The following is a 14,579-nucleotide window of genomic DNA, read 5'->3' on the forward strand; positions in this document are numbered from 1 at the left end:
CTTAAGCGTCCGTCAAGGCAGCAACCACCAGATCGCAACTGCGCTGGGCGTACGCCGTCAGCACTTCGCGGATCTGCGGGAAATCACGGGCCAGCACCGCCGCGAGCAAGCGCTCGAACAGTTCGAGGAACTCGCTCATCGAGGCTTTGCGCTGGTCAAGGGCGAGGAAATACGCGCGGCTCATGGCCGGCTGCAGGTTCTCGACGGTTTCCTGCAAGTACGGGTTATTGGCGAATGGATAGGCGGCGCGCATCACATTGAAACTGTCATCGACGAAGGCGCGGATGTCCTGGCGCTCGTAGCTGGCGGTGAGGCGCTGCTGGATCTGCACGAACGGCGCCATGTCGGCCTGGACTTTCCAGCCGCTGGCCACTGCGTTGCCAAGCAGGATGTACAGCTCGCTCATCAGCGTGCACAGGCTCTGCACCTTGTGCGCGGTGAGCTCGGTAACGTGCGCGCCGCGACGCGGCAGGATCGCGATCAGGTGACGCCGCTCGAGGATCAGCAAGGCTTCGCGGACCGAGCCGCGGCTGACATTGAGGGCCAGCGTGACCTTCTGTTCCTGGATCCGCTCCCCGGGCTTCATTTCGCCACGAATGATGCGTTCGGCGAGGTGGTGAGCAATTTGCTCGGCGAGGCTGTCCGGCGCCTTGAACGTCATGGTTGTCCCTTCAAACTCTTCGATCTGCACAAGCGGCGCAGTGTAGCGCAGATGAAGGGTCATGGCGGAGTGCCCACTCGGCGGTTTTTGGCACGAATCCCGCAAAAAAGCAGGGTATCCCGCGAGGGTCAATAATGAAGGAACCGGTTGCTGATCGACAAAATGCTATTTCCTGACCTTTAAGTCAGAAAATCATTGACCCAAAAGTCAGACCTGATAAATTCGGTCCACGTCGGTTAACAACAATAATGAGTCTGCGAGGCCTTCCGTGATCCAGTTTTTACTAAACCAGGAACTCCGTAGCGAGCACGCCCTGGACCCGAACCTGACCGTGCTCAATTACTTGCGCGACCACGTGGGCAAACCCGGCACCAAAGAAGGCTGCGCCAGCGGTGACTGCGGCGCGTGCACGGTGGTGGTCGGCGAGTTGCAAACGGATGACACCGGCCGCGAACATATTCGCTATCGCAGCCTCAACTCGTGCCTGACGTTCGTTTCGTCGCTGCACGGCAAGCAATTGATCAGCGTCGAAGACCTCAAGCACCAGGGCGAACTGCACAGCGTGCAAAAAGCCATGGTCGAGTGCCACGGCTCGCAGTGTGGGTTCTGCACGCCGGGCTTCGTCATGTCGCTGTTCGCCCTGCAGAAGAACAGCGATCAGCCGGATTCGCACAAGGCCCATGAAGCGCTGGCCGGCAACCTCTGCCGTTGCACCGGCTATCGACCGATCCTCGCCGCCGCCGAACAGTCCTGCTGCGGCCAGCAACCGGATCAGTTCGACGCCCGCGAAACCGAGACCATTGCCCGTCTGAAAGCCATCGCGCCGACCGATATCGGCGAACTCAACAGCGGCGACAAACGCTGCCTGGTGCCGCTGACCGTGGCCGATCTGGCCGACCTGTATGACGCTTATCCACAAGCACGCCTGCTCGCTGGCGGCACCGACCTGGCGCTGGAAGTCACCCAATTCCACCGCACGTTGCCGGTGATGATTTACGTGGGCAACGTCGCTGAGATGAAGCGCATCGAACGCTTTGACGATCGCCTGGAAATCGGCGCCGCCACGGCCCTCTCCGACTGCTACGAAGCCTTGAAAGCCGAATACCCGGATTTCGGCGAATTACTCCAACGCTTCGCCTCGTTGCAGATCCGCAACCAGGGCACCCTCGGCGGCAACATCGGCAACGCCTCGCCGATCGGTGACTCGCCACCGCTGCTGATCGCCCTCGGCGCGCAGATCGTCCTGTGCAAGGGCGAGACCCGCCGGACCATGGCGCTGGAGGATTACTTCATCGATTACCGGGTCACCGCACGTCAGGAAAGCGAGTTCATCGAGAAGATCATCGTGCCCCGTGCCAGTGCCGAACAACTGTTCCGCGCCTACAAGGTGTCCAAGCGGCTGGACGATGACATCTCCGCAGTGTGCGCGGCCTTCAACCTGCGCATCGACAACGGCGTGATCGCCGATGCCCGCGTAGCCTTCGGCGGCATGGCGGCCATTCCAAAACGCGCCAAGCGCTGCGAAACCGCGTTGCTCGGCGCACCGTTCAACCACACCACCGTCGAACGCGCCTGCGCCGCCCTGGCGGAAGATTTCACGCCGCTCTCGGACTTCCGCGCGAGCAAGGAATACCGCCTGCTCAGCGCGCAGAACCTGCTGCGCAAATACTTCATCGAACTGCAAACGCCGCACATCGAGACTCGGGTGACCGCTTATGTCTAACCATCACGCCGTAGAGAAGACCCAGGCCGAACTGGCTGAACTGTTCGCCAAGGACCTGACCACCGGTGTCGGCCGCAGCGTCAAGCACGACAGCGCCGCCAAACATGTGTCCGGTGAAGCGCAGTACATCGACGACCGCCTGGAATTCCCCAACCAACTGCACGTGTACGCACGCCTGTCGGACCGCGCCCACGCGAAGATCATCAGCATCGACACCTCGCCGTGCTATGCCTTTGAAGGCGTGCGCATCGCCATTACCCACGAAGATGTGCCGGGGCTGAAAGACATCGGGCCACTGTTGCCGGGTGACCCGCTGCTGGCCATCGACACCGTGGAATTCGTTGGCCAACCGGTGATTGCCGTCGCGGCGAAAGACCTGGAAACCGCGCGCAAAGCCGCCATGGCCGCGATCATCGAATACGAGGACCTCGAACCGGTGCTGGACGTGGTCGAAGCGTTGCGCAAACGCCACTTCGTGCTCGACAGCCACACCCATCAGCGCGGCGATTCGGCCGGTGCCCTGGCGACTGCTGAGCATCGCATCCAGGGCACCCTGCACATCGGCGGCCAGGAACACTTCTACCTGGAAACCCAGATCTCTTCGGTGATGCCAACGGAAGACGGCGGCATGATCGTCTACTGCTCGACGCAGAACCCGACCGAAGTGCAGAAGCTGGTCGCCGAAGTGCTCGACGTGTCGATGAACAAGATCGTTGTCGACATGCGCCGCATGGGCGGCGGTTTCGGCGGCAAGGAAACCCAGGCCGCGAGCCCGGCGTGCCTGTGCGCCGTGGTCGCGCACCTCACCGGCCAGCCGACCAAGATGCGCCTGCCACGGGTCGAAGACATGCTGATGACCGGCAAGCGCCACCCGTTCTACGTCGAGTACGACGTCGGTTTCGACAGCAGCGGTCGGCTGCACGGCATCGCCCTGGAACTGGCCGGTAACTGCGGTTGTTCGCCGGACCTCTCGGCGTCGATCGTCGACCGGGCGATGTTCCACGCTGACAACTCGTACTACCTGGGCGATGCGACCATCAACGGCCACCGCTGCAAGACCAACACCGCGTCGAACACCGCTTACCGGGGCTTCGGCGGTCCGCAAGGGATGGTCGCCATCGAAGAAGTGATGGACGCGATTGCCCGCCACCTGGCCCTTGATCCGCTGGCGGTGCGCAAAGCCAACTACTACGGCAAGACCGAGCGCAACGTTACCCATTACTACCAGACCGTCGAGCACAACATGCTCGAGGAAATGACCGCCGAACTGGAAGAAAGCAGCCAGTACGCCGAGCGCCGCGAAGCGATCCGCCGCTACAACGCCAACAGTCCGATCCTGAAAAAAGGCCTGGCGCTGACCCCGGTGAAATTCGGCATTTCCTTCACCGCCAGTTTCCTCAACCAGGCCGGTGCGCTGGTCCACGTCTACACCGACGGCAGCATCCACCTGAACCACGGCGGCACCGAGATGGGCCAGGGGTTGAACACCAAGGTCGCGCAGGTTGTGGCCGAAGTGTTCCAGGTGGAAATGGACCGCGTGCAGATCACTGCGACCAACACCGACAAGGTGCCGAATACCTCGCCGACCGCCGCCTCCAGCGGCGCCGACCTCAACGGCAAGGCTGCACAGAATGCGGCGGAAATCATCAAGCAGCGCCTGGTGGAATTTGCCGCGCGGCACTACAAGGTCAGCGAAGAAGACGTGGAGTTCCACAACGGCCATGTCCGCGTGCGCGATCACATCCTGACGTTCGAAGCGCTGATCCAGCAGGCGTATTTCGCCCAGGTGTCGCTGTCGAGCACCGGCTTCTACAAGACCCCGAAAATCTACTACGACCGCAGCCAGGCACGTGGGCGGCCGTTCTATTATTTCGCCTTCGGCGCAGCGTGTTGCGAAGTGCTGGTCGACACCCTGACCGGCGAATACAAGATGCTCCGTACCGACATCCTCCACGACGTCGGCGCCTCGCTGAACCCGGCCATCGACATCGGCCAGGTCGAGGGCGGTTTCATCCAGGGCATGGGCTGGCTGACCATGGAAGAACTGGTCTGGAATGCCAAAGGCAAACTGATGACCAACGGCCCGGCCAGCTACAAGATCCCGGCCGTGGCGGACATGCCGCTGGACCTGCGGGTGAAGCTGGTGGAGAACCGCAAGAACCCGGAAGACACGGTATTCCATTCCAAGGCCGTGGGTGAGCCGCCGTTCATGCTGGGCATCGCCTCGTGGTGTGCGATCAAGGACGCCGTGGCGAGTCTGGGTGACTACAGGCATCAACCGAAAATCGATGCACCGGCGACCCCGGAACGGGTGTTGTGGGGGTGTGAGCAGATGCGCCAGTTGAAGGTGGCGAAGGCTGTCGAGCCTGAGACCGAGTTGGCTCCGCTCTGAAACCGAGGCGCGGCCTTCGCGAGCAAGCCCGCTCCCACATTTGCAATGCAATCCCCTGTGGGAGCGGGCTTGCTCGCGAAGAGGCCCGAACAGACAAAAAAGATGTCGAGGTGAAACATGTACAACTGGATCGACGCCCTCGCCGACCTGCAATCCCAGGGTGAACCCTGCGTATTGGTCACCATCATCGAAGAGCTCGGCTCGACGCCGCGCAACGCCGGTTCGAAAATGGTCATCAGCGCCAGCCAGACCTTCGACACCATCGGCGGCGGGCACCTGGAATACAAGGCCATGCAGATCGGCCGCGAGATGCTCGCCAGCGGCAAGCAGGACACCCATCTGGAGCGCTTCAGCCTCGGTGCCAGCCTCGGCCAATGCTGTGGCGGGGTGACCGTCCTGCTGTTCGAACCGATGGGCCAGGTCCAGGCGCAGATCGCCGTGTTCGGCGCCGGGCATGTCGGTCGCGCCCTGGTGCCATTGCTCGCCAGCCTGCCCTGCCGGGTGCGCTGGATCGACTCGCGGGAAGCGCAATTCCCCGAGCAGATCCCCCACGGTGTGCGCAAAATCGTCGCCGAGGAACCGGTGGATGAAATCGACAACCTGCCCGCCGGCAGTTACTGCATCGTCATGACCCACAACCACCAGCTCGACCTCGAACTCACCGCCGCGATCCTCAAGCGCAATGACTTCACCTACTTCGGCCTGATCGGTTCGAAGACCAAACGAGTGAAATTCGAACACCGCCTGCGCGACCGCGGTTTCGACAGCAGCGTGCTGCAACGCATGCGCTGCCCGATGGGCCTTGGCGACGTCAAAGGCAAGTTGCCTGTGGAAATCGCCATTTCCATCGCTGGCGAAATCATCGCCACCTATAACGCCAATTTCGGTCAGCAAACCTCCAGCGCCGAACCGATTGCCAAACTGCTGCCGGCGTCGCGCCGCAGTCAGGCCACCCCTTTGAAAGCCTCACACTGAGAACGCTCATGCCTCTGACTCGCAAAGCCTACCGCGCCTCCATCCTGCACAGCATCGCCGACCCCGCCGAGGTGGGGGTCGACGCGTCGTATGAGTATTTCGAAGACGGTCTGCTGGTGGTCGATAACGGCCAGATCAGCGCCCTTGGCCACGCCCGCGACTTGCTGCCGACCCTGCCCGCCGATATCGAGATCACTCATTATCAGGACGCGCTGATCACCCCCGGCTTTATCGATACCCACATTCACCTGCCGCAAACCGGCATGGTCGGCGCCTACGGCGAGCAATTGCTGGACTGGCTCAACACGTACACCTTCCCCTGCGAAAGCCAGTTCGCCGACAAGGCCCACGCGGATGAAGTCGCGGGCATTTTCATCAAAGAATTGCTGCGCAACGGCACCACCACCGCGTTGGTGTTCGGCAGCGTGCACCCGCAATCGGTGAACTCGTTCTTTGAAGCCGCCGAACAGCTGGACCTGCGGATGATCGCCGGCAAGGTGATGATGGACCGCAACGCGCCGGACTACCTGACCGACACCGCCGAATCCAGCTACGTCGAAAGCAAGGCGCTGATCGAGCGCTGGCACGGCAAGGGCCGCTTGCACTACGCGGTCACCCCGCGCTTCGCCCCGACCAGCACCCCGGAACAACTGACCCTCGCCGGCCAGTTGCTGAGTGAATACCCGGACCTGTACATGCAGACCCACATCAGCGAAAACCTCAAGGAAGTCGAGTGGGTCAAGGAACTGTTCCCGGAGCGCAAGGGTTACCTCGACGTCTACGATCACTACCAGTTGCTCGGCGAGCGCTCGGTGTTCGCCCACGGCGTGCACTTGTGCGACGACGAATGCGCGCGCCTGGCGGAAACCGGCTCGGCGATCGCTTTCTGCCCGACCTCGAACTTCTTCCTCGGCAGCGGCCTGTTCAACTTGCCGATGGCCGAGAAGCATAAATTGAATGTAGGCCTGGGCACGGACGTCGGCGGCGGTACCAGTTTTTCGCTGCTGCAAACCTTGAACGAGGCGTACAAGGTCATGCAGCTGCAAGGTGCGCGTTTGAGCCCGTTCAAATCGCTGTACCTGGCGACACTGGGCGGGGCGCGGGCGCTGCGTCTGGAAGACAGGATCGGCACCTTGCAGCCGGGTAGCGATGCAGACTTCCTGGTGCTGGACTACAACGCTACGCCGCTGCTGAGCTATCGCTTGAAGCAGGCGAATAACATTGCCGAGACGTTGTTTGTATTGATGACGCTGGGGGATGACCGGACGGTGTTGCAGACGTATGCGGCGGGGAATCTGGTGCACCAGCGGTAAGAAATTGCTGGCAAAAAAAATCCCCCGCGCCTTTCAGCCCGGGGGATTTTTGCTGCCTGTCAGATGGCTATCGCTGGCAGGCCAGCTCCCACAGGGTTTTGCATTTGTCGCAAATATCGTGAACACCGCAAAACTACTGTGGGAGCTGGCCTGCCAGCGATGGACGCAACGCGGTATCAGCTCAGAGCTTGGCGCTCGAGCGCCCCGGCTTCTTGGTCTGCAACAAATGCGAAAACACTGCATGCAGATCATCCGAGGCACTTTCCTCGTCGAGGTTGAGCTTGCTGTCGATGTGATCCATGTGATGCATCATCAGGTCCACCGCCAGCGCACCGTTGCGCGCTTCGATCGCGTCGATCAGCTGGGTGTGCTCGTCATAGGAACAGTGCGAACGGTTGCCGCTTTCATACTGGGCGATGATCAGCGAAGTCTGCGAAACCAGGCTGCGCTGAAAGCTGATCAGCGGCGCATTCTTCGCCGCCTCGGCCAGTTTCAGGTGGAACTCCCCCGACAGACGGATACCGGCACCGCGATCGCCACGGGAGAAGCTGTCGCGCTCGTCGTTGACCATCTGGCGCAATTCGGCGATCTGCTCGGCGGTGGCGTGCTGTACCGCCAGTTCGGTTATCGCGCGTTCGACCAGACGGCGGGCGAGGAACACCTGACGCGCCTCTTCGACACTCGGGCTCGCCACGACGGCGCCGCGATTCGGCCGCAACAACACGACGCCTTCATGGGCCAGGCGCGACAACGCGCGGCGGATGATGGTGCGGCTGACCCCGAAAATTTCCCCCAGCGCTTCTTCGCTCAACTTGGTGCCGGGCGCCAGGCGCTGTTCGAGGATCGCCTCGAAGATATGCGCGTAGACAATATCGTCCTGGGTACCGCTACGGCCGGCTTTGCCTGCTCGCGGTTGTTTCTTGAGGGGCTGCAACTGTTCGTTCATGGGCACTCGAGTCGGGAGAACTGCGGCGAATTGACCGTGACTGTAATACGGCACAGTGGGTCGCTGGCAAGTATCGCGTAAAAAACACCGCGATTGTACACAATGGACGGTGGCAGCACGACTGTACGGCTGTTTGTCACCTCCGCTGTATTGCAACGGTGCGTTACCTTTGAGTTTAGGCTTGAACGCAGAATCCGCCGCGTAATGCGATCTTTCTGTAGGAGCGAGCTTGCTCGCGAGGGTGTGTCAACTGACACCTCGGTATCTCTGACACTCCATCGCGAGCAAGCTCGCTCCTGCAGGGGTCGGTGTTGCTTCGGATATTTTTTGGACGCATGAAGGAACACCTGTCATGAACGACGCCACCCACACGCAACTCCGCCCACTGGCCGATACCTCGCCTTCGGCCATCGTCGCCGGGTTCATCGCAATGATGACCGGCTACACCAGCTCGCTGGTGCTGATGTTCCAGGCCGGGCAAGCGGCCGGGCTGACCAGTGGGCAGATTTCGTCGTGGATCTGGGCGATCTCGATTGGCATGGCGGTGTGCTCGATCGGCCTGTCCCTGCGTTATCGCACGCCGATCACCATCGCCTGGTCGACCCCCGGCGCGGCGTTGCTGATCACCAGCCTCGGCGGTGTGAGTTATGGCGAAGCCATTGGCGCCTATATGACTTGTGCGGTGCTGGTCACCGTGTGTGGCTTGACCGGCAGCTTCGAACGCCTGGTGAAGAAGATCCCGGCGTCACTGGCCGCGGCGTTGCTGGCGGGGATTCTGTTCAAGATCGGCAGCGAGATTTTCGTCGCCGCCCAGCATCGCACCGCGCTGGTCCTGGGGATGTTCTTCACCTATCTGGTGATCAAGCGCCTGTCGCCCCGCTACGCCGTGCTCGCCGCGTTGCTGATCGGCACCGCGCTCTCGGGGTTCATGGGGTTGCTGGATTTCAGCACGTTCCACCTGGAAGTGGCGACGCCGGTCTGGACCACACCGCACTTCTCCCTGGCCGCGACCATCAGCATCGGCATCCCGTTGTTCGTGGTGGCGATGACCTCGCAGAACATGCCGGGCATCGCCGTGCTGCGCGCTGACGGCTACACCGTGCCGGCCTCGCCGCTGATCACCACCACGGGCATTGCCTCGCTGCTGCTGGCGCCGTTTGGCTCCCACGGGATCAACCTGGCCGCCATCAGCGCGGCCATCTGCACCGGGGCGCATGCCCACGAAGACCGCAACAAGCGCTACACGGCGGCGGTCTGGTGCGGGATTTTCTACGGCATCGCCGGGGTGTTCGGCGCCACGCTGGCGGCGTTGTTTGCCGCGCTGCCGAAAGAGCTGGTGCTGTCGATTGCAGCCCTGGCGTTGTTCGGCTCAATCATCAATGGCCTGAGCATCGCCATGGCGGAGGTGAAGGAACGTGAGGCGGCGCTGATCACCTTTATGGTCACGGCATCGGGGTTGACGTTATTTTCCATTGGTTCGGCGTTCTGGGGGATCGTGGCGGGAGTGTTGACGATGGTGATTTTGAATTGGCGTAAAGCCTGAAAGATCGCCGCTTCGCTTCACTCGACAACGCCTACAAAAAAACACGCATGACGGCGACCCTGGGGTCGCCGTTTTTTTATGCGCTACTGACATGGGATTAATGCAGATACATCACTGTAACTTCCGGCGATCGGAGCACATTCTTTGGCGCACAGGCGTTTCCGTAAAACAATAAGAATTAAAACCCTGAGGCCTTAAATGAAGAATCGTCCACTGCTGGGACTGTTTGTGTTTTCGATGTCCGCAAGTTCTCTGCAAGCCCAAGCCGATGAAATCCAGGAAGGTTTCATCGAGGGCAGCTCGGCAAAACTACTTGCACGCAATATGTATTTCAATCGCAACTCGCTGTCCCATTATCCCGATGCACGAGGATGGGGACAGGGGTTCCTGATGGACTATCAGTCCGGATTGACCCAAGGCGTTATCGGTTTCGGTGTCGATGCAAGTGCCTATACCGCCTACAAGCTCGATGGCGGACGCGGCACGGTGGGCACAGGCATGTTCCCGGCAGAGGGCGACGGTGAAAGATCCGAGTCATCGACACTCAATGGCGCGGTAAAGATGAAATGGTCAAACACGCTTCTGAAGTTTGGCGACTTGCGCCCTTACAACCCGGTGTTCGCGACACCCGACTTGAGATTGATGCCGATGACCGCCAGGGGCTTTCAACTCTTGAGTGACGATATCGACAAGGTCAGTATCGACATCGGGCACTTCTACTCCTCACGTGGCTATACGACCACTGACCACGACGCAGGATTCAAGGCCGGATATGCCGGGGTAGACGCCGGCGATGTGGACTATGCAGGTTTCACGTATCTGCCGGTCGAGGAAGGAGGCGTTGGCTTTTATGTCTCTCGCGCAGAAGACCTGTGGCGCCAGTTCTACGTCAACGCCAATTACAGTGTTCCCCTGGCGACAGAACAGACAGTGGGTTTCGACTTCAACCTGTATCGAACACTCGATGAAGGACAGGCCAATGCCGGTGCAATAAACGTCACCGCGTGGTCACTGGCGACCACCTACGGCTATGGTTCGAACACGTTTACGGTGTCCTATCAACAAGTCCATGGCAGCCAGCCGTTCGACTATTTGATGTCGTCCGACGGTACTTACATGGACTCCATCTATCTGGCCAACTCTTCGCAGTATGGCGACTTCAACGGTCCTGGCGAACAGTCGATCGGACTGGGTTATGCCTATGACTTTGGCAGTACCGGTTATTTGCACACGACCCTCGGCGTTCGTTATGTCTACGGCTTTGATATCGATAACGAGAAAGTTGATCCGGACGGCTTGTACGCCTACTACGCGCATTCGGACAAACAAATCGAACGCGATATCGATTTGAAGACCGTTGTTGACAATGGCCCCCTGAAAAACCTGTCAGTGCGGGTACGTTATGCCGATCACGCCTTTACCGGTGACAGCGTCAAGCAACTTCGAATCATTACCGAATATCCGTTCGATCTTTTCTGATGTGCGCATTCGCTCACTAAAAAATAAATAACAGAGGTTTCGCATGAATAACTTGAAGATCAAGTGTATCGCGCTGGCTGTCACTCTCTCCTCGATGGCGTTGTCCGCCCACGCAGACGTCGTGTATGTCCATGCGGGCCGCTTGGTGGATGTCGAAAAAGGCAAGGTGCTGAACGATCAACGCATCAAGATCGACGGTGAGCGCATCGTCGCCGTGGAACCGTGGAGCGCGCCACCGGCCAACAGCACCGTGATTGACTGGTCAAGCAAGACCGTGCTGCCAGGACTGATCGATATGCACACGCATATCTCCGACTGGGACATGACCAACAACGTGGCCGAACCGCTCCTGCACTCCCCGCAAGACGTGGCGCTGATGGGCGCCAAACACGCCTATCAAACCCTGCGCGCGGGATTTACCACGGTGCATGACTTGGGCACTTATCGCGCATTCACCGACGTCGCGCTTCGCGACGCGATCAACGCCAACCGGGTGCTGGGCCCCCGAATGAACGTGGTGGGCGCGTACATCACCGTCGCGGGCGGCGGTGGTGAGGTGACGGGATTTGCCCCAGGCGTGGAGATTCCGGCGGATATGCGCGTCGGGGTTTACCGTGATGCCAACGATGCGAAGTTGAAGACCCGTTACCTGTTCCAGCACGGCGTGGACACCATCAAGATGATGGGCACCGGCTCGGTCCTGGCCGAAGGCACTGAACCGGGCCAGATGGAAATGACCGAGGAAGAAATGCGTGCGGTGGTGCAGGAAGCCAAGGTTCACAAAAGCTATGCCACGGTGCATGCCCATGGCGCGGAAGGCATCAAGGCGGCCATCCGCGCCGGGGTCAAATCCGTCGAACATGCCTCGCTGCTGGATGACGAAGGCATCAAACTGGCGAAAGACAACGGCACCTACCTGGTGATGGATATCTACAACGGCGACTACATCGATGAGGTCGGCCACAAGGAAAACTGGCCGGAGAGTTACCTGCGCAAGAACACCGAAACCACTGACGTACAGCGTCAGGCCTTCCGTAAAGCGGTCAAGGCCGGGGTCAAGATTGCCTATGGCACCGACGCCGGTGTCTACCCGATCGGCACCAATGCCAGGCAGTTCGCCTACATGGTGAAGTACGGCATGACACCGATGCAGGCGATCCAGTCCGCCACCGTGGTCGCCGCAGACCTGCTCAGTTGGCAACAGGACGTCGGCGCCGTCAGTGCCGGGCGCTTTGCCGACATGATCGCCGTCGATGGCGATCCGATCGCCGATATCTCGCTTCTTGAAAAAATCCCGGTGGTGATGAAGGGCGGCGCAATTGTGCCCTCGGATGTGTTGCCGGGTTTGTGAACGCAGCAAAAAGCCCCGGGATCTGGAGCAGGGACGCCGCTTAGCTGGTAAGATGCGCCGCGTTATTACTTAAGAGGATTGTTTCATGGCCACTAACCGCTCCCAGCGTCTGCGCAAAAAGCTCTGTGTAGACGAGTTCCAGGAATTGGGCTTCGAGCTGAACCTGGACTTCAAGGAAGATTTGGCTGACGAGGCAATCGATGCATTCCTCAACGCTTTCCTGAAAGAAGCCATGGAAGCCAACGGTCTGGGCTATGTTGGCGGCGATGACTTCGGTCTGGTTTGCCTGCAGAAGCGTGGCTCCGTGTCCGAAGAGCAACGCGCTGCCGTTGAAGCCTGGCTCAAGGGCCGCAGCGAACTGACCGAAGTCACCGTCAGCCCGCTGATCGACGTCTGGTATCCGGAAAAGCCGATCAACCCGGTAGCTTGATGTTCAACAGGGCCATCCATCGTGATGGCCCTGTTTGTTTATGGCCCGACACACTATCCCCCTCACTTCGCCCCGCCTCCTGCCCCATCACCTGCCAAGTGGCTCTCAATCTCTCCTCCAGCGTTACCGCCGGTAAAAAAATAGCGGATCAGAAGGCCAAGGCACGGCACAAGCCACGACACCTTGGGGCATAATGCCGACACTTTCATGATCACTGAGGGAATTCATTTTCGTGCCCTCGTCTTTTTTCCCCTCGGCTGTAGGGTTTTATTTCACATGATCAAATCTTTGCGTCCCCTGTTGCTGGCCAGTCTTCTTCTCCCCCTGGCCCTCCCTGTTTCCGCCGCCACCATCAATACTGCGTTGTCACCGAACGTCGAAAAGGCCCTGAAGGCCAGCAAGCTGCAGGACAACGCCCTGTCACTGGTGATGATCCCGCTCACCGGCCCCGGCAACCCGACCGTCTTCAACGCTGACGTCTCAGTCAACCCGGCTTCCACCATGAAGCTGGTGACCACCTACGCTGCCCTGGAGATGCTCGGCCCGAACCACCAGTGGAAAACCGAGTTCTACACCGACGGCACCCTCAGCGGTGGCATTCTCAACGGCAACCTCTACCTCAAGGGTGGCGGCGATCCGAAACTGAACATGGAAAAACTCTGGCTGCTGATGCGCGACCTGCGGGCCAACGGCGTCACGCAAGTGACCGGCAACCTGGTGCTGGACCGCGGTTTCTTCGTGCAACCGCAATTGCCCGAATTCAACGATGACGGCAACGACGAGAACAAGCCGTTCCTGGTCAAGCCCGACTCGCTGCTGGTCAATCTCAAGGCCCTGCGCTTCGTGGCGCGCAACGACAACGGCCGGGTGCTGGTGTCGGTGGAGCCGCCGATTGCCAGCATCGTCATCGAAAACCAGGTCAAGGCGATCAACTCCAAGCAATGCACCGGCGGCGTGCGTTACAACCCGGTGACCCAACCTGACGGCACCGTGACCGTGACCGTTGGCGGTCAGCTGGGCGAAGGCTGCAGCTCGCAGACCTATCTGTCGCTGCTCGACCACGCGACCTACACCGCCGGTGCCGTGCGGGCGATCTGGAAAGAACTGGGTGGCAGCATCCAGGGCAAGGACGTGCTGGCGCCAACGCCGAAAGACGCCAAGGTCCTCGCCCGCGCCTTCTCGCCCGATTTGGCGGAAATCATCCGCGACATCAACAAATACAGTAACAACACCATGGCCCAGCAGCTGTTCCTGAGCCTGGGCCAGAAATTCCGCACCGATGCCGACGGCGACGATGCCAAAGCAGCCCAGCGCGTGGTGCGTCAGTGGCTGGCGAAGAAAGGCATCACCGCGCCGCACCTGGTGATGGAGAACGGCTCCGGCCTGTCCCGCGCCGAGCGTGTCAGTGCACGGGAAATGGCCGCGATGCTGCAAGCCGCGTGGCACAGTCCGTACGCTGCCGAGTTCATCAGTTCGATGCCAATTGCCGGCACCGATGGCACCATGCGTAAACGCCTGAAGACCACCGCGATGCGCGGCGAAGCCCACGTCAAGACCGGCACCCTGAATACCGTGCGGGCGATCTCCGGCTTCAGCCGCGACATCAACGGCAATACCTGGGCGGTGGTGGCGATCCTCAACGACAAGGCCCCGTTCGGCGCTTCGTCGGTACTGGATCAGGTGCTCCTGGACCTGTATCGCCAGCCGAAACTGCCGGAGACCGCTTCGGTTCTGTAACCCGGTTTTCGATACGCGAAGATCGAATG

At 60.4% G+C, this 14,579-nt stretch carries 11 protein-coding genes; 9 read left to right on the forward strand and 2 right to left on the reverse strand.

Translation table 11 applies throughout. The features are described from left to right. Position 1: 1 nt before the first annotated feature. A complete protein-coding gene (locus NTD84_RS22500) occupies positions 2-661 on the reverse strand; it encodes a GntR family transcriptional regulator (protein ID WP_262170143.1) in 660 nt (219 codons plus the stop codon). A gap of 268 nt (positions 662-929) precedes the next feature. On the opposite strand from NTD84_RS22500, the gene xdhA reads away from it, so the two are divergent. The 4 genes from xdhA (at position 930) to guaD (ending at position 7,064) form a co-directional block, all read left to right on the forward strand. Further along, positions 930-2,384, forward strand: a complete 1,455-nt coding sequence (xdhA, locus tag NTD84_RS22505) for a xanthine dehydrogenase small subunit (protein ID WP_262170121.1) — start codon at positions 930-932, stop codon at positions 2,382-2,384. Continuing rightward, on the forward strand, positions 2,377-4,776 hold the full coding sequence (xdhB, locus tag NTD84_RS22510; RefSeq protein ID WP_262170123.1) for a xanthine dehydrogenase molybdopterin binding subunit: 2,400 nt from the start codon (positions 2,377-2,379) through the stop codon (positions 4,774-4,776). The genes xdhA and xdhB overlap by 8 nt, the downstream gene beginning before the upstream one ends. A 117-nt stretch (positions 4,777-4,893) precedes the next feature. After that, positions 4,894-5,751 carry a xanthine dehydrogenase accessory protein XdhC gene (gene xdhC, locus NTD84_RS22515; protein WP_262170125.1) on the forward strand — a complete coding sequence of 286 codons (858 nt, stop codon included), beginning with the start codon at positions 4,894-4,896 and terminating at the stop codon, positions 5,749-5,751. A gap of 8 nt (positions 5,752-5,759) precedes the next feature. Next, entirely contained in the window at positions 5,760-7,064 is a 1,305-nt protein-coding gene (gene guaD, locus NTD84_RS22520) for a guanine deaminase (protein WP_262170127.1), read from the forward strand. A gap of 181 nt (positions 7,065-7,245) precedes the next feature. Here the strand turns inward: guaD and NTD84_RS22525 are convergent, their stop codons facing one another. After that, complete coding sequence (locus tag NTD84_RS22525) at positions 7,246-8,010, reverse strand: GntR family transcriptional regulator (RefSeq protein ID WP_262170129.1); 765 nt, start codon at positions 8,008-8,010, stop codon at positions 7,246-7,248. A gap of 352 nt (positions 8,011-8,362) precedes the next feature. Between NTD84_RS22525 and NTD84_RS22530 the strand changes: the two genes are divergently transcribed. From NTD84_RS22530 to dacB, 5 genes are all read left to right on the forward strand, one after another. Continuing rightward, positions 8,363-9,553, forward strand: a complete 1,191-nt coding sequence (locus NTD84_RS22530) for a benzoate/H(+) symporter BenE family transporter (RefSeq protein WP_262170131.1) — start codon at positions 8,363-8,365, stop codon at positions 9,551-9,553. Between the two features lie 198 nt (positions 9,554-9,751). Continuing rightward, on the forward strand, positions 9,752-11,032 hold the full coding sequence (locus NTD84_RS22535) for an OprD family porin (protein WP_262170133.1): 1,281 nt from the start codon (positions 9,752-9,754) through the stop codon (positions 11,030-11,032). 43 nt (positions 11,033-11,075) lie between these two features. Beyond that, complete coding sequence (locus NTD84_RS22540; RefSeq protein WP_262170135.1) at positions 11,076-12,383, forward strand: metal-dependent hydrolase family protein; 1,308 nt, start codon at positions 11,076-11,078, stop codon at positions 12,381-12,383. An 85-nt stretch (positions 12,384-12,468) separates the two neighbouring features. Next, positions 12,469-12,813: a YggL family protein gene (locus NTD84_RS22545; RefSeq protein WP_262170137.1), complete on the forward strand. Its 345-nt coding sequence runs from the start codon at positions 12,469-12,471 to the stop codon at positions 12,811-12,813. Between the two features lie 276 nt (positions 12,814-13,089). Next, complete coding sequence (gene dacB, locus NTD84_RS22550; protein ID WP_262170139.1) at positions 13,090-14,550, forward strand: D-alanyl-D-alanine carboxypeptidase/D-alanyl-D-alanine-endopeptidase; 1,461 nt, start codon at positions 13,090-13,092, stop codon at positions 14,548-14,550. Positions 14,551-14,579 lie beyond the last annotated feature (29 nt).

This window comes from Pseudomonas sp. 14P_8.1_Bac3, from assembly GCF_025466085.1.
GTDB lineage: Bacteria > Pseudomonadota > Gammaproteobacteria > Pseudomonadales > Pseudomonadaceae > Aquipseudomonas.